Annotated in this window: 14 protein-coding genes; 10 read left to right on the top strand and 4 right to left on the bottom strand. The window is 60.2% G+C overall.

The genetic code is table 11. From position 1 onward, the window contains the following. Positions 1 to 39: 39 nt before the first annotated feature. Positions 40 to 1,005 (bottom strand): hypothetical protein, encoded by a 966-nt coding sequence (locus tag AC24GY_RS05955; RefSeq protein ID WP_487681131.1) that lies wholly within the window; start codon positions 1,003 to 1,005, stop codon positions 40 to 42. A 139-nt stretch (positions 1,006 to 1,144) separates the two neighbouring features. Between AC24GY_RS05955 and AC24GY_RS05950 the strand changes: the two genes are divergently transcribed. The 6 genes from AC24GY_RS05950 (at position 1,145) to AC24GY_RS05925 (ending at position 4,935) form a co-directional block, all read left to right on the top strand. Next, positions 1,145 to 2,053 carry a sugar phosphate isomerase/epimerase family protein gene (locus AC24GY_RS05950; protein WP_487681129.1) on the top strand — a complete coding sequence of 303 codons (909 nt, stop codon included), beginning with the start codon at positions 1,145 to 1,147 and terminating at the stop codon, positions 2,051 to 2,053. Between the two features lie 83 nt (positions 2,054 to 2,136). Beyond that, entirely contained in the window at positions 2,137 to 2,352 is a 216-nt protein-coding gene (locus AC24GY_RS05945) for a hypothetical protein (protein ID WP_422321478.1), read from the top strand. Beyond that, complete coding sequence (locus AC24GY_RS05940) at positions 2,336 to 2,737, top strand: PIN domain-containing protein (RefSeq protein WP_422321477.1); 402 nt, start codon at positions 2,336 to 2,338, stop codon at positions 2,735 to 2,737. The genes AC24GY_RS05945 and AC24GY_RS05940 overlap by 17 nt, the downstream gene beginning before the upstream one ends. Before the next feature lie 17 nt (positions 2,738 to 2,754). Further along, positions 2,755 to 2,919, top strand: coding sequence for a hypothetical protein (locus AC24GY_RS05935; RefSeq protein WP_422321476.1), 165 nt, complete (start codon positions 2,755 to 2,757; stop codon positions 2,917 to 2,919). 61 nt (positions 2,920 to 2,980) lie between these two features. Then, positions 2,981 to 4,102 (top strand): PDDEXK nuclease domain-containing protein, encoded by a 1,122-nt coding sequence (locus AC24GY_RS05930; RefSeq protein WP_422321475.1) that lies wholly within the window; start codon positions 2,981 to 2,983, stop codon positions 4,100 to 4,102. Between the two features lie 47 nt (positions 4,103 to 4,149). Beyond that, on the top strand, positions 4,150 to 4,935 hold the full coding sequence (locus tag AC24GY_RS05925; protein WP_487681125.1) for an NIPSNAP family protein: 786 nt from the start codon (positions 4,150 to 4,152) through the stop codon (positions 4,933 to 4,935). A 227-nt stretch (positions 4,936 to 5,162) separates the two neighbouring features. Here the strand turns inward: AC24GY_RS05925 and AC24GY_RS05920 are convergent, their stop codons facing one another. Next, complete coding sequence (locus AC24GY_RS05920; RefSeq protein WP_487681123.1) at positions 5,163 to 5,588, bottom strand: thioredoxin family protein; 426 nt, start codon at positions 5,586 to 5,588, stop codon at positions 5,163 to 5,165. A gap of 140 nt (positions 5,589 to 5,728) precedes the next feature. Between AC24GY_RS05920 and AC24GY_RS05915 the strand changes: the two genes are divergently transcribed. Continuing rightward, positions 5,729 to 6,769 (top strand): hypothetical protein, encoded by a 1,041-nt coding sequence (locus tag AC24GY_RS05915; protein ID WP_487681121.1) that lies wholly within the window; start codon positions 5,729 to 5,731, stop codon positions 6,767 to 6,769. Positions 6,770 to 6,851: 82 nt separating this feature from the next. On the opposite strand, the gene AC24GY_RS05910 is transcribed toward AC24GY_RS05915, so the two are convergent. Further along, on the bottom strand, positions 6,852 to 7,529 hold the full coding sequence (locus AC24GY_RS05910) for a hypothetical protein (RefSeq protein ID WP_487681119.1): 678 nt from the start codon (positions 7,527 to 7,529) through the stop codon (positions 6,852 to 6,854). Positions 7,530 to 7,622: 93 nt separating this feature from the next. Then, complete coding sequence (locus AC24GY_RS05905; RefSeq protein WP_487681117.1) at positions 7,623 to 8,498, bottom strand: LysR family transcriptional regulator; 876 nt, start codon at positions 8,496 to 8,498, stop codon at positions 7,623 to 7,625. An 89-nt stretch (positions 8,499 to 8,587) separates the two neighbouring features. On the opposite strand from AC24GY_RS05905, the gene AC24GY_RS05900 reads away from it, so the two are divergent. From AC24GY_RS05900 to AC24GY_RS05890, 3 genes are all read left to right on the top strand, one after another. Then, positions 8,588 to 11,626, top strand: a complete 3,039-nt coding sequence (locus AC24GY_RS05900) for a DUF2339 domain-containing protein (protein ID WP_487681115.1) — start codon at positions 8,588 to 8,590, stop codon at positions 11,624 to 11,626. After that, positions 11,623 to 13,551: a hypothetical protein gene (locus AC24GY_RS05895; RefSeq protein ID WP_487681113.1), complete on the top strand. Its 1,929-nt coding sequence runs from the start codon at positions 11,623 to 11,625 to the stop codon at positions 13,549 to 13,551. The genes AC24GY_RS05900 and AC24GY_RS05895 overlap by 4 nt, the downstream gene beginning before the upstream one ends. Positions 13,552 to 13,617: 66 nt before the next feature. After that, complete coding sequence (locus tag AC24GY_RS05890) at positions 13,618 to 15,795, top strand: thioredoxin domain-containing protein (RefSeq protein ID WP_487681111.1); 2,178 nt, start codon at positions 13,618 to 13,620, stop codon at positions 15,793 to 15,795. Positions 15,796 to 15,810 lie beyond the last annotated feature (15 nt).

The following is a 15,810-nucleotide window of genomic DNA, read 5'->3' as shown; positions in this document are numbered from 1 at the left end:
CCTCATGGGGTGAAGTACGGCGGCAACGTGATGGAACCATCACGGCAGCTTCTGAAATTCCGACCAGCCTTCCCAGGCGATGCGCTGGAGGTCGGCACGGTCCTTGTCGGAGAACTTGCGGGTGATGGGGTTGCCGTCGCGGTCCTTGGTCTTGTCGTGGGTGGGAGTTTCCATGGTGCGGATGTCGGTGACGGAGTCGATGGGGAGGCCGACGGGGCTTTGATGGAAGATGGCGGCATACAGGGTGCAGGCGGTGAGGTAGGACATGGTCTGATTGAGATGGGCGTCATTGATGAAACGCAGCGTGAGATCGGGGCGCTGGGTCTGGCAGCGCAGGGCGACGAGAGCCATGGGGGCGACGGAGGCATCGATGCGCTTGGCGAGTGCGGCGATGGCGCGCTCTTTGGCCAGGATGGGTGCGGGATCGGGGACCTTGGTCAGGGGCTGCGGGTTTTGCGTGTTGGGTGTGGTCTCATAGAGGATGACACGTGCGCCCTGGGCTTTGGCGAGTGCGGCGAACTTGGGTGCGTATTCGGCATAGAGTGTGGGATCGCCCTCGATGTCATCGCGATAGGACTGGAGGACGATGATGTCCCAGGGTTTGCGGTTGGCCTCGAGCTTGGCGAGCACTTCGGCATGGCGTGCGAGGGCGCTTTTGGCGTATTTGTCCTTGGGGTCTGCGGCATCTTTTTCGAGGGCGGCGATGGTGGCTTTTTCCTCGGCTTCGGTGAGGGTAGATTGTTTGACGATGTTTTGTGTACCGAGCCGCCAGTGGTCCTTGAGGGTGCGGCCGCCGTAGATGACATCGGTGCGGTTCAAGGTGAGGCCCGAGTTGCCGGCCTCGGCCATGGCTTTGACCACGGTGGAGAGATCGTGCCGGGCGGTGTAGCTGTTGCCGATGAAGAGGACGTTCAGTGTTTTCGCTTCGCCGGCCGCGCCGGCCGCCATGGGAAGTGAGAGGAGTGCGAAAGCCCAAATGGCGATGTGATGGAAGCTGCGTGTCATGGTCGGAGGAGTGGGAAGTCGCGGAAACGCGGCGGCGGCGTTTTGTCTCTCACTGATTCGACATGATGGCGGTGAAACTTCCGATGCAAGGAATGCAGCGCCCGGTAGTTTATCAGACAAGTCCACCCACCCATCTCTCATGACCACACGCCGCCATTTTCTTCACACTGCCCTGGGGTTTGCCGCCCTGCCATCATTCGCGCGTGCTGCGGCGCCGGGAGGTGTGAGTCTGGGTTTCAGTTTGTATGGGATGAAGACGCTGACTTTGAGCGAGGCGCTGAAAGTGTGTGCGGAGATCGGCTATGCGAATGTGGAGCTGGCTTTGAATGCGGGGTTTCCTACGGAGCCGAAGGTTTTTACGGCGGAAGCGCGGGCTGACGCGGTGAAGCAGCTTGCGGCGCTGAAGCTGGACCTGCCCTGCCTGATGGTGAACCTGAGCCTGACGGCAGATGACAAGGCGCATGCGCTGAACCTGCAGGGCATCAAGGATGCGGCGCAGGTGGCGCGCGACATGAACGCCGCGCAGCCGCCGATCATCGAGACGGTGTGCGGTGGGAAACCGGCGACGTGGGAGCAGCAGAAGGCGGGCATGGTAGAGAAGCTGCACGCATGGGCGGAAGTGGCGGAGAAGGAGAAGACAACCATCGCGATCAAGGCGCATGTGGGCAGTGCGGTGAACTCGCCTGAACGACTGCTGTGGCTGCTGGAGCAGGTGAAGTCTCCGTCCATTCAGGTGACGTATGACTACAGCCACTTTGAGCTGCAGGGCATCGACATGGAGGAAAGCATGAAGCTGCTGCTGCCGCGCACGAAGTTCATTCACGTGAAGGACGCGACGGGTGATGCTGCGAAGTTCCAGTTTCTGCTGCCGGGCGAGGGCAAGACCGATTATGTGAAGTATTTCACGGCGCTGAAGCAGCATGGGTACCAGGGACCTGTGGTGGTGGAGGTGAGCGGGCAGATCTTCAGCAAGCCGGGGTATGAGCCGATTGCTGCGGCGAAGAAGTGTCATGGGGTGCTGGCGGGCGCAGTGGCGAAGGTGGGGTGAAGGAAACCCCAAAAACAAACATGTCGCACCTGTACGTTTTCATCCATCTCGACAATCAATGCCCCTGAGTGTATTATTGAGTCATGACGACTGCGTTGACCTTCATGGATGAACTGCGACGCCTGCCAGCCGACCAACTGGAGGAGACAGCCGATTTCATTCAAACTCTGATCGAAGAACGCCGCATGCGCCGCGCAAACATGATCGACGCCACTGCTGGCAGTCTGACTGGCGAAGAAGGCGAAGCACTCGAAACAGCCCTGGCCGAATGCAGCACCGTGGATGAAAACGCCTGGTAGCCTTGCCCTCGACAGCAGCGTCATCGTTCGTCATATGCGGACTGGTGATCCTGTGATTGCTGCCAAGCTCAAGGCGGCCACAGAGCTTTACCTTCCGCTCACAGCTCTTGGAGAAATGCGCTTCGGGATCCAGCGCGCGGGCAACAGCCGACGTGCCATCGAACAATGGGAGCGCTTTTACCGTGAGGTTGTCATCCTCCTGCCTGATGACGCAACAGCCACTGCTTATGCCGAACTCAAGCAAGCTCTCGCTCTCAAAGGCAGGCCGATTCCAGAAAACGACCTCTGGATCGCTGCCACCGCCAAAAGCCATGGCCTGCCCCTTTATTGCAAGGACGCTCACTTTGAAGAACTGGCCGATCTATTGACGATCATCCAAGCCTGATTCACCCACATCGCTTGATGCAACCCAACCTGATCGCTCTTCTCTTCGTTATGCTGACTGCCGCAGCGGCGGCGCAAAACAAGGTGCTGACGGTGGCGGATTTTGAGACAGGGAATGTTTCGCAGCTAGGCACGCAGAAAGCCCAAAGTGATTCGATTATCAACATGAAGGCTGCTGACTGATCCGAGGGTTTGTGGAGAAACGTGGTTGAGAGTCCGACGGCGACGTTCAATGTTGGGCCGCATGCCCTTACCGAAGAAGCCCAGGCAATCCATCGTCAAGGCGGGTCATGGTTTTGACCGGCTGCTGAGCCAGTTGCGCGGGCTGATTCTGGAATCCCGAGCGCAGCTGCTGCGCGCTGTCGACGTGATGCAGGTGCGCACCTGCTGGGAGGTGGGCCGTCATATCGTGGAGTTTGAGCAAGAGGGAGCGCAGCGGGCTGAATATGGAGCCGGCCTGCTCAGACGGCTGGCAGACAAGCTGACAACGGAGTTTGGCCGTGGATATGATGCCTCGAACCTTTACAAGATGAGACAGTTCCATGCTGCCTTTTCAAATTTAGACGCAGTGCGTCCTGAATTGAGCTGGACGCATTACCGCCTTCTTCTGCGCGTGGATGATGAAGCAGCCCGTGAATGGTATGTGCGTGAGTCCATCGCGCAGAACTGGAGCACGCGCGCTTTGGAACGGCAGATGGGCAGCCTTTACTATGAGAGGCTGCTGAGGAGCCGGGACAAAAAAGCCGTGAAGGTGGAGGCGGTGCAAAATCTGGCCTTGGAAGCGCCCAGCCCGCGCGACTTTATTCGTGATCCGATCGTGCTGGAGTTTCTGGGACTGCCCGGCACAGGCAAGCTGTTGGAGTCGAATCTGGAAGACTCGCTCGTCAGCAATCTGCAATCTTTCCTGCTTGAGCTGGGCAAGGGCTTCGCGTTTGTGGCGCGGCAGCAACGCATCAGCACGGAAACGAAGGACTTCTACGTGGACTTGGTTTTCTACAACTACGTGCTGAAATGCTTTGTCCTTTTCGATCTCAAAACCCGGGAGCTGGAGCATCAAGACATTGGCCAGATGGACATGTATGTGCGCATGTATGACGAGCAGCATCGGGGGCCGGGAGACGGACCCACCGTGGGCATCATTCTGTGCGCCCACAAGGATGCCAGCGTGGTGCGCTATTCCGTGCTGCACGGTCATGAACAGCTTTTTGCCAGCAAATACCGGCTCGTGCTTCCCAGTGAGGACGAACTGCGTGCCGAACTGAATCGTGAAATGGAGATTTTTGCGCGCGAGCAGAGATTGCAAGACAAGCCCACCCCGACACGATCCAAGAAAAGAACTCCCAGCCGCACGCGACGTGCTCGCTGAGCCAAGCACAGCGTTTCTATTCCAACACTTAATCTACGAACCCTCTCATGACTCGAAGCACTTTCCTCAAATCCACCGTGGCCGCCAGCGGGCTGGTCGGCGCCATTCAAAACCTGCCTGCGGCTGATGAGCCAAACGGAGCTGCGCGGGAGTATTTTGAAATTCGGAAGTACACTCTCAAGAGTGCGGAGAAACAGAGTGTTCTGGAGACTTACCTGAAGGATGCGGCGATTCCGGCGCTGAACCGTCTCGGCGTGAAAAACGTGGGGGTGTTTCTGCCGGAGAAGGCGGAAGGGACGCCTGTAGTTTATGTGGTGCTGCGGTACAGCTCGTTGGATCAACTCGCGAAGAGTGCGGAATTGCTGGCAGACGCGGCCTTGCAGAAGCAGGGCGCGGCTTACCTCGATGCACCGGCGGCGGATGCGGTGTACGAACGCGTGGAAAGCTGGCTGACGCAGGGCATCGCAGGCATGCCTGCGATGGCGGTGCCGGTGAAGGGCAGCCAGGTTTACCAGTTGCGCATCTATGAGAGCCCGAGCGAGAAGACGGGGAAGAAGAAGATCGAGATGTTCAACATCGGCGAACTGGCGATCTTCAAGCGCAGCGGACTCAACGCCGTTTTCTTTGGCGAAACCATCTTGGGGCCGCTGATGCCCAACCTGACCTACATGCTGAGCTTCAGCGATGCCGCAGCGAAGGATCAGGCATGGAACACTTTCCGCGTCGATCCGGAATGGACGAAGCTCAAAACGACGCCCGGCTTTACGGACAAGGAGATCGTGTCACGCATCACGAACCTGGTGCTGGTGCCGACAGCATATTCACAGATCTGAGGAGTCGAAAGGTTCTTGGCTGCGTCATGGGTGGCGCGGGACGGAACCCCTTCAGGGTTCGAGCTTGAGAAGAAGCAAGACCGTGGACCAACCCAGGGGAGCACTCGCTAAAGCTCGGCACCCCTGGGCTATGTTACGGAAGGCCGTTGGCCTTCAAGACACCCTATTATGACTTGGTGAGCACGGTGCCGTTTCTGGAAACGTGCCAATCCATTGAGCCCGTCTCATCAAGATTTGTTCGCCTTGGCCAGCACGTTTTGGAGTGTCTTGGCGAACTCTTCGGAGGAGGTGCCGCCGACTTGTTTGGCGACCTCCTTGCCTTCGGCATTGAGGAACTCGATGTGCGGGATGCCGTTGACGCCGTACTTGTTGGCGACGCTTTCATTGCGCGCATCATCGATGTCGATGTAGGCCCAGACGAATTTGTCGTGAAAGGCCTTCACCTCGGCGCTGGGATAGACGTCATGTTTCATGGCCTGACAGGGTGGGCACCAGGCGGCGGAAAAGACGAGGATAACCGGCTTGCCGGATTTTTTCGCGGCACTCATGGCGACGGTGCTGCTGTCTTTGAAGTCCGGGCTGCCTTTCGGGAAGTCGCTGGCCAGGGCGAGGCTCGAGGCGGCAGCGAGGATGAGGAGGATGGTTTTTTTCATGGTTGGGGGGTATTAAAGGGAACGATTCATGAGATGTGCTGGGGGCGTTTTTTATTCCCCATATTTTGCATGAGCCCGAAGAATCATGGCGCTGGCTGATGCGCATTGACTTGCCAGCAGGCTGCCTTAACCCGTGCGCCATGAGCATCTCACGACTTCCGGTTTTTCTTGTCAGTGCTTCTCTTGCCCTGACGTTTTCATTTCAATCCGGCATAGCCAATGAGGCTTTCTTTTCGAAAGACGGCAGGACAGTGACGATGGGACTCGGAAGCCGGGGCCGCTCCGGGCTGGTGCAGGTGGACATTGCCACGGGAAAGATCACGCAGGCGCCTTTGCCAGCGGAGCTGAAGGACGAGAGCATCGAAAGCGTGGCCGCAGGCAGTGAGGGTGAAACGCTGTTTCTGGCCAAAGAGGGTGTGTGGGTGTGGACGCCCGGTGCAGCGAAGCCAGTGAAACGCGTTTACGCCACGACACCGGTGGTGGGCGCGACGGATTTGTTCGTGGCCACGGTGCCGGGCACGCCGCTCACGGATTGTCTTTTTGTCAGTGGCAATGAAACGGCTGACGCGACGAGCATGGGGACTTTCTACGGTCGCAAACCGGGCGGCAAACACACCTTTCTGTCCATTTTCTGCCGCCGCGTGAGCAGCGCGACGGGCGGTGTTTTTTCCAACGACGGCCGTCTGTTTTTCATCAGCGACGGCGATGTGTGGGAAGGTGGCATTCAGGCGGATGACGATACGGGTACGGAGCGTCTGGGCACGCTGGTGGGAGCACGCATCGCGCCTTTGGCCATCATGAACACGGACGAGGCCAATGGTGGCAGCATGTGGGTGCAGCATGTGGCTCCGGCAGGAAAATGGATCTACGCCCAGCTGCGCGGGCGCCACATGTCCGCGATACTGCGCACGCCGCTGCCTGCCAAGCCCATGTACGCGCCGACCTCCAACGAGTCTCCCAGCGCGAAAGATCAGCTCGATGCCATGTCCTACTCGCTGAACAAAACCGAGGTCATTGCGGATGACATGGAATACGCGGCCGGGTTCTGTGCCATTGAGATTGGCGGCACGCCGCGCGTGTTTTTCTGCGGAGATGCGACGGAGGAAAACAAAGGCCCCGCGCTGATGCTGTGGGAAGGCGCGGGCAAGCCGCGTGTGATTGGCCACCTGCCGCAGGAGTGAGCTGAATCGGTGTATAACACAACGCCCGGAGAAAACCTCCGGGCGTTGCAATGATCAGATTCCTTGAGGGTCGTTCCGACTCTCAATGCATGCCATGACGGCCGCCGCTGTGATGTCCGCCACTGGAGTGGCTGGGAGCGCCAACGCCCGATGGAGCGGATGGAGCGCCGCCAAATCCACCGTGTGAACCACCGCCAGATGAGTGGCTGCTGTGGTGGTGGGAACTGCCGCCGAAACCGGAGCCTCCTGAAGATCCACCACCGAAGCCACCGCTAGAGTGGTGCGTCGTGCCGCCGCCAAATCCGCCACCACCGAAGCCACCGGAACTGCCGCCGGAACTGCCGCCGGAATGGTGCGTGCTGCCACCGGAGTGATGAGAGCTGCCGCCAAAGGAAAAGGGAGCACTGGAAAAGCCACCGCCGGAGTGACCGGACGAATGGTGCTGGTGATGGCCGTAGGAAGGAGATGAGTACCCGCGGCTGGAGTGATGCGAGGGCGCGCCAAAGAATGAAGTGAAGCTGGGCGTGGAGTAAGAGCGGTTTGAATAACCGGAATAGGGCCGCGAGCTGTAGCTGTTAAAGCTGTTGTATGACACTACTGGCCGCGAGTTGTAGCCGCCGCCGTAGTAGCTTGGCCGGGACGAGTACCCACCGCCATAACCATAGCCGGAAGCATACGGGCCAGCGAATTCCTCACAGGAGGTCAGAGAGACGGCGACGGTAAGTGAAGCGAGCAGAAGTGAGAGCGATTTGATTTTCATAATCCTCACCTCCGACGCGTAGGCTCAAAGCTTATTCATTCGATTCTTGAGGAACGTGATTTAGGCCGGACAAGCCGCACCAAGCATCTCCCACTACGGGGCCAGTTCAGCCGCCAGGGCAGTCGCTTCCGCGAGGAAGGCCTCTCCCAATGGCGAAAGGCGTCCTGTCCAAAGGGCGCCAAAGCAAAGCGGTGGGAAACCATCCAGCGCGAGTGCTTTCACCTGGGCGGGAAGTTCAATGCGCGGATGAAGCAGGATGAGGCCTGCACCAAAACCTTCGACAACATAGCGCAGCACGAGATCGAAGCTGCCGACTTCGAGACTGGGCAGCCATTCGACACCGCGCTGGCGCAGGGCGGCCTGAAAGGAACGCGCCACCACGTCTTTGGCCTCCAAGGCGACGAGAGGCAGATCAATGCGATCCTTTTCAAAAATCTGCTCGGCCTTGGTGATGCCGCTCTGCTTGGGTACCAGCAGGGCCATCGGCAGACGTAGCAGCTCGCGCGATTCGATGTTGGCCACGGTTTTTTCCATGAGTGTGCCAAAGCCGATGTCCACCTCCTGTGCGGCCAGCAGGGTTTCGATCTCCTGCTGGCGTCCATGGGTGAGGGTGAAATGAAACCCTTTCACCCGCCGGCGCATGCGGGCGAAGAGCTCTGGCAGATAGTCCCGCTGCACGACTTCTGCGGAGGCGATGCGCAGCCGGTTTTCTCCGCCACCGCGCAGGCGATCTCCCATCTCGGTGAGACCACCGAAGAAGGGCGCGATGAAATCGTAGAGCGTCTGCCCTTCGCGGGAAAGCTGGAAGGGGCGCCGCTGATACAGGGTGACACCAAGAGCATCTTCGAGCTGGAGAATCTGGGCACTGATAGCCGGCTGCTGAATGCCGTAGGGCATGGCCCGGGCCGCCGCACTCACGCCGCCGTGACGCGCCACATAGTAGAAGAGTTCGAGGTGATGGACGTTCATGCAGGTGAAAGGCTATACGGTTTATCAATGATGCCACGTGGAAATATCAATTTCCCTTGTCTGCCGATCCTGAGAGACTGCGCAGCAATATGGACGAAATCATTTTCATTCTCGTGATCATCGGTGGCGCGGTGCTCATCATGCCCATCATCGCGCTCGTCATTGCCGTCAGGGCGCGGCGGCGCGGCGATGAACTGGGCGCACAAATCAGCTCGCTTCGGGAAATCACCACGCGGAGCGTCGAACGCGAGGCGCGGCTGGTTCGGCGCATAGAAGCGCTCGAAGCCGGGACTAGGCCGGCACAGGCACAGCAGGCTCCGGCGGCTGCCGCCCCGGTGGCAGCGCCTGAAACCATCGCCAAGCATGCGCCTGTTCCTTCAGCTGAACCCGTCTTCGTAACGGCTCCGGCTGCACCGCCGCCGGTTCCGCCCTCCGAACCCGCTGCGGTCAAAACTCCCATTCCCCCTGCTATCGTGCATGCGCCGGACTTCAGGCCAACGGTGGAGCCCAAGCCACGCCCCTCACTTGCACCGGCTCCCAGCATTTCTCTGGAACAATTCATGGGGGTGAAGCTCTTTGCGTGGGTGGGCGGGCTGGCCCTGTTTCTGGGTATCATCTTCTTTGTGAAGCTCAGCATCGAGCGCGGATGGATTTCCCCCGAACTGCGCACGGCGATTGGTTTTGTGATCGGTGCGGGGCTTGTGGGTGCGGGTGTGGTGATCCAGCGCCGCAAGCCGTATGCCACGCTGGCGCACACGCTGTGCGCCACGGGCATCGTGGTGCTGTATGGCGTGAGTTTTGCCGCGCATGCCCTCTACCACATTCCACCGTTCAATCATGCGCTGGTGACCTTTGGCATGATGACCCTGATCACCACAACGGCGTTCCTGCTGGCGGTGCGGATGGAGGCGCAGGTGGTGGCTGTGCTGGGCATGCTGGGCGGCTTTTTGACGCCGATCCTCTGCTCCACCGGCCAGGACAATCCTTTTGGTTTGTTCAGTTACATCGCCTTGCTGGACATCGGCGTGCTGGCGGTGGCCAAACACAAACGCTGGCTGCATCTCACGGCTTTGGCTGCGGCTGGCACGATCATCATGCAGGCGGGATGGATGATGAAATTCTTCCGCTCGTCCGAGTATGCCATGGGTTCAGCCACATGGATTCCGGTGATCGTGTTTCTAGGCTTTGCCACCTTGTTCATGCTCGCTGCCTGGTGGTCGCGGCAGCGGGCCGATGAGGATGCCTACCCTGCGGGTGCGGCGCTGGCCCTGTGCGGCAGTGCGCTGTTCGCCGCGTTCGTCTTCCTTGGATTTGGTGCCATCGCCGAGCGTCCCACGCTGCTATACACCTTTGTGCTCGGCATCAATGCCGTCGTATTGCTCATTGTGTGGCAGCAGCCGCGAGTGGCCAGGGCTCACGGCATCGTCGCCACACTCACCTTTCTGCATCTTTCCATCTGGACCACGACGAGGCTCACCGACGAGCTGCTGCCCTATGCGCTCGGTATTTATCTCGGCTTTGGCCTGCTGCACACGGCCTTTGCCGTGCTGTGGCAGCGCCGCAGCCAGGCCACCACGCTGTTCATGAGCTGGACGCCAGTGGTCACGCTGGTGCTGCTGCTCATGCCGGTGCTGTGTCTGGATGCGGTCAGCCTCATGCTGTGGCCGGCGATCCTGCTTGTGGATCTGCTCATCATTGGTCTGGCGATTTTCACGGGTGCGCTGATTCCCGTGCTCGCCGCACTGGCGCTGACACTCCTCACGGCAGGAGCGTGGTTGTTTCGTCTGCCTGCGAATACCGCCGGCGGCTTGGGACTGTTCCTCATCGTGCTGGGCGGCTTTGCGGTGCTGTTTGGTGCGGCCAGCAGTTTCCTCTCGCGCAAAATGCCGAAGGTGCCGCTGGCAGGGATGCTGCCGGTCAGCTCTGCGGTGCTGCCTTTTGCGCTGCTCATTCTCGCCACACTGCATCTGCACGTGATTGATCCCTCGCCGGTGTTTGGTCTCGCGCTGCTGCTCACGGTGTTTCTGCTGGGGCTTGCGCACATCAGCGGCATCACGGTGCTGGTGCCGACGGCGCTGGGCTGTGTGCTGGCGCAGGAGTGGGCGTGGCATCAGCAGAGCTTCAACGCGGAACATGCCGCCACGCCGCTGCTGTGGTATCTGGGCTTCTACGCGCTCTTCACGGCATTTCCGCTGGTGTTTGAGAAGCTCTTTGCCAAGCGCCAGCTGCCATGGATCGCCTCGGCGGCTGCGGGTCTGGGGACCTTTGGTCTTGTCTATCGTCTCGTGGGGCAGACCTGGCCGAATGAGATGATGGGGCTGCTGCCTGTGGCGTTTGCCATCGCGCCGCTGCTGTGCCTCGTCTTTGTGCTGAAGCAGCATGCGGCAGACAATCCGGCGCGACTGACGCAGCTCGCGTGGTTTGGGGGTGTGGCACTGTTTTTCATCACACTCATTTTCCCGATCCAGTTTGAGAAGCAGTGGATCACGCTGGGCTGGGCGCTGGAAGGTGCGGCGCTGTGCTGGCTTTTCCGCCGGGTGCCGCATCCCGGCCTGCGTGGCACGGGCGCGGTGCTGCTGGTGGCCTCCTTCGTGCGGCTGGCGCTCAATCCAGCGGTGCTGGCCTATCAAATGCGCGGTGAGACGGCCATCCTGAACTGGCAGCTTTATGCCTACAGCCTCTCGGCGCTGGCGATGTTTGCAGCGGCACGCTGGCTCACGCCGCCGAATGATTGCTGGGACAAGGTGAACCTACGGGGGCTGTTCTGCGCCTTCGGTGGCATCCTGCTCTTTCTGCTTCTGAACATCGAGATCGCGGATGCCTTCACGCCTGCGGGGGAACGATCGATCACCTTTGACTTCGATGGCAACTTCGGGCGTGACATGACCTACACAATCGCCTGGGCGCTGTATGCGCTGGTGCTGCTCATCATCGGCATCTGGCAGCGCAACGCGCCCACGCGCTATGCGGGAGTCGGATTGCTGGCGGTGGCGCTGCTGAAGCTGTTTCTGCACGATCTGGCGAACATCGAAAGCATCTACCGCATTGGCGCGCTGATGGTGGTGGCCGTCATTGCCCTGGCCGCTTCGTTCCTGTATCAACGTTTCCTCACTGACGACAAATCATGAAACTGCCTCTTCTGCTCATTGCCCTGTGCCAGTCCTCAATCGCCGGTGCTGCTGACTTTGCCGCGTGGACGCATCGTCAAACGGTGCGCGTCACGCAGCCCGGACTCACGCGTATCGAACTCGAACCGGAGCTGCTCGATGCCTCGCAAACGAAGGGAGGCGCGGCGTTTCATGACCTGCGGATCATCAGCCCGGGCAATGTGGAGACGCCCTACATCATCGCTTTGCCACGGATCATCCGGCCTGAGATGGTGGAGGTCCCGGAGTTTAGGGCGGAACTCAATCCGAACACCTTGAACACCGTGCTCGAATTCCGGCCGCCTGCGGGCAGCACAACTTCGGAAGTACTGCTGCAAACTCCGGCGGCCAGTTTCATCAAGTCCGCCACTTTTGAAGCAAGCCTGGATGGCGCACGCTGGCAGACGCTGGCCAGCAACGAGCTGATCTGCCGGCAAAACGGGACGGAGCGGTTGCGCTTCACCTTTGCGCCCGCAGCGTGGACGCATTTTCGCGTGACCCTGAATGATGCGCGCAGCAAGCCCGTGGTGTTTACCGGGGCGCAGGTGCGGCGGGATCTGCCTGAATGGCGCACGCTGTCGCAGCCGGTGAAGATCCGTGGACGCACGGAAACCGCCGGTGAAACGCATCTGAAGCTCGATCTGGGCAGCGCCAATGTTCTGCTGGGCAACCTGCGGCTGCACATGCCTGAGGCGGTGTTTCAACGTGAAGCCTCCTTGCTGGGCGCGCGTGCCACGCTCTTCCGGCTGCAGCATGAGGGCCGCAGTGCGGAGGACCTCGACATCGGCGTGCATCAGCTGGCGACCACGCGTGAAGTGGAGCTCGTCATTCGCAATGGCGACAGCCCGCCGCTGCGGATCGAGAGCATCGAAGCGACGCGGCATCCGGTGCCGGTGGTGTTTCAAGCGGATACCGCAGGGGAGTGGCAGTTTTACATTGGCAATGTGCAGGCCCCAGAGCCGCGCTATGACATCGCCGCGCTGAGTGACAAGCTGCGCGATGCGTCCGCGCAGTCCGCCATGGCCAGCGTGGTGGAAGCCAACTCCGGCTTCAGCAAAACGGCCACCGCGCCTGATGTGGGAGATGTGGGTCCGGAGATCGATGTTTCTCCGTGGTCGTTTCAGCGGCCGGTGGAATTCAAGGAAGCCGGGGTGCTGGTGGTGGAGCTGATTCCCGAAGTGCTCGCCCTCACGGCGAATGACCTGCACGACATGCGTGTGGTGCGGGATGGGCATCAGATACCGTTTCTCGCCATCCAGCCGGGCGTGGACAGGCAGGTCGAAGTCCCCATCAAAGAAGTGCCCGATCCTGACAAGCCCCGATGGTCCAAATGGGACATTCAGATGCCGTTTGCGAATTTTCCAGCGAGCGAGCTGCTGCTGGACTCCCCCACGCCCTTGTTTGCGCGGACGCTGACCGTTTCCGAGCAGCATCTGACGGAGAAGGGGCATTTCGAACGCATCCTGAGCAATGCCAACTGGCAGCGGCTGCCCGGCCAGGCTGCCATCACCTTTCATCTGGCACTCTACACCGCGCCGCGTGCCGCCACGATCCACCTGGCCACGGACAACGGCGACAATGCGCGGCTGCAGATCACCGCCGCCCGGGTGGTGTATCCCGTGGTGCGGCTGATGTTTCGTGTGCCGGACACCACGCCTGTGCAAATCTGCTACGGCAACCGGCGCGCTCCGTACACACGCTACGATCTCCAGCTGGTGAGGCCTGATTTTGAAAAGGCCACCCAAGTCGTGGCCACATTGGGCGAGGAAGAAAAGCTCCCCGGCTACGAGGCCGATGCCAGTGGCCCCTCCGGCAAGGGCAGCCCCTGGCTCTGGGCCGCGCTGGCGCTGGTGGTGGGAGCGCTGCTGTGGGTGGTGGCGAAGATGCTGCCGAAGAAGGTGGAGTGAGTGAAGGTCAAGGCTTCGCCTTGCAACCCCGGCCCTCATGCGGACGTTATCTCATTACCCCCAACCATGAGTGATACGACCGGCCAGCCCCCCAAATTTACCAACGCCCTCGCCAAGGAGCGCTCGCCCTACCTGCTGCAGCACGCCCACAATCCGGTGAACTGGCTGCCCTGGGGCGAGGAAGCGTTCAAGAAGGCGAAGGCGGAGGACAAGCCGATCTTCCTCTCCTCCGGCTACTCGACCTGCCACTGGTGCCATGTGATGGAGCGCGAGTCGTTTGAGAACGAGGAGACGGCGAAGCTGATCAATGACCACTTCATTCCCATCAAGGTGGACCGCGAGGAGCGGCCGGATGTGGATCTGACGTACATGACTTATGTGCAGGCGGCGAGCGGGCACGGTGGGTGGCCGATGAGTGTGTTTCTCACGCCGGAGCTGAAACCGTTTTATGGCGGCACCTATTACCCGCCGGAGAACACGCCGGGGCGCATTGGCTTTAAGAACCTGCTCAACGAGCTGCACAAGGTGTGGACGGAGGATCGCAAGGGCATCGATGAACGTGCGGCGCGCTCGGTGGAGAAGCTGCAGGATCATCTGGACAACGAAAACACGGTGCTGGATGAGATCAATCACGAGACGCTGGTGCAGAAGGCCTATGATGATCTCTCGGGCTCTTTTGATTACCATGAGGGCGGGTTTGGCAGCGCGCCGAAGTTTCCAAGGCCGACGTCGCTGAACATGCTGATGCGGGTGCATCGCATCCTGGCGGAGCGGAAGGGGAATGACCGCGAATCTGAGAGCAACTGGGCGATGGAGATGACGGTGAAGACGCTGCGCGGCATGGCCAATGGCGGCATGCGCGACCACATCGGCGGCGGGTTTCATCGCTACAGCGTGGATGGCTACTGGCACATCCCGCATTACGAAAAGATGCTGTACGATCAGGCGCAGCTGCTCACGGCGTACACCGAGGCGTGGCAGCTCTCGCAGAATGTGCTGTTTGAAAACATCGTGCGCAGCACCGTGGCCTATGTGAATCGCGACCTCCGGCAGAAGGATGGCGGATTCTTCTCAGCTGAAGATGCGGACAGTCTGGCCAGTGCCGATGCGGAGCACAAAACCGAGGGGGCCTTTTATGTGTGGAAGGCTGCCGAGATCGACGAGCTGCTGGGCAAGGAAAACGGCAGCATCTTCCGCTATGCCTACGGTGCACGCCGCGATGGCAATGCGCGGCCGGAAAGCGATCCGCATGGCGAGCTCAAGGGCCTGAACACTCTTTACCGCGCCATTTCCTTCAAGAAGACCGCCGAGTTTTTCAAGAAGACGCCAGAAGAGGTTAAAGGCATCATCGATCAAGGAATTGCCACGCTGTTTGAAGCGCGTGCGAAGCGCCCGCGTCCGCATCTGGATGACAAGGTCATCGCCGCGTGGAACGGCCTCATGATTTCCGGGCTCGCCCGTGCTGGTGCGGCGTTTGGGGATGCCGAGATGATTGGGCTGGCTGCTGGTGCGGCGCAGTTTTTGCATGACCAGCTTTGCACCACACCGGGCAAAGAACTGCACCGCTCCTGGCGCGAAGGTGAGCGCGGCCCGAGAGCTTTTGCCATCGACTACGCCTGCCTGATTCATGGGCTGATCGATCTCTATCAGGCTTCGTTTGAGGTGAAGTGGCTGCAGTGGGCCACGGCTTTGCAGACCGAGATGGATGCGCTGTTTCTCGACACGAAAAACGGCGGCTACTACAGCGTGCACACGGACATGCCGAACAGCGTCCTGCGCATCAAGGAGGACTACGATGGCGCTGAGCCTTCGCCAAATTCGCTGGCTGCGCTCAACCTCGTGCGCCTCAGCGCGCTGCTGGCCAAGGACGAGTGGAAGAAGCAGGCCGAGAAGATTTTTGCGCTCTTTGGTTCGACGCTGCAGAGCAGTCCGTCGTCGGTGCCGGTGATGGCCATCGCGTTTGACATGCATCATCGCGGCAAGCAGCAGATCGTCCTGGCGGGTGATTTGAGCAGTGCAGCGTTCAAGGCGCTGGCCGCGAACGTGCAGCGGCGGTTCCTGCCTACGGCGGTGATTCTCTGTGCGGATGGGGGAGCTGGTCAGCAATGGCTCGCGACGCACAATGAAGTGCTCGCAGGAATGAAGCCGGTGAACGGGCAGCCTGCGGCGTATGTGTGCCAGAATTTTACGTGCCAGGCACCGGTGACGACGGTGGAGGGGTTGGAGAAGGTGCTGGGGAAATAGCTTCTTGAGTAGAGG

Source organism: Prosthecobacter sp. Pr1, assembly GCF_057652315.1.
Note: the sequence above shows the minus strand (reverse complement) of the source record. Positions and strands in the feature narration are given on the sequence as shown.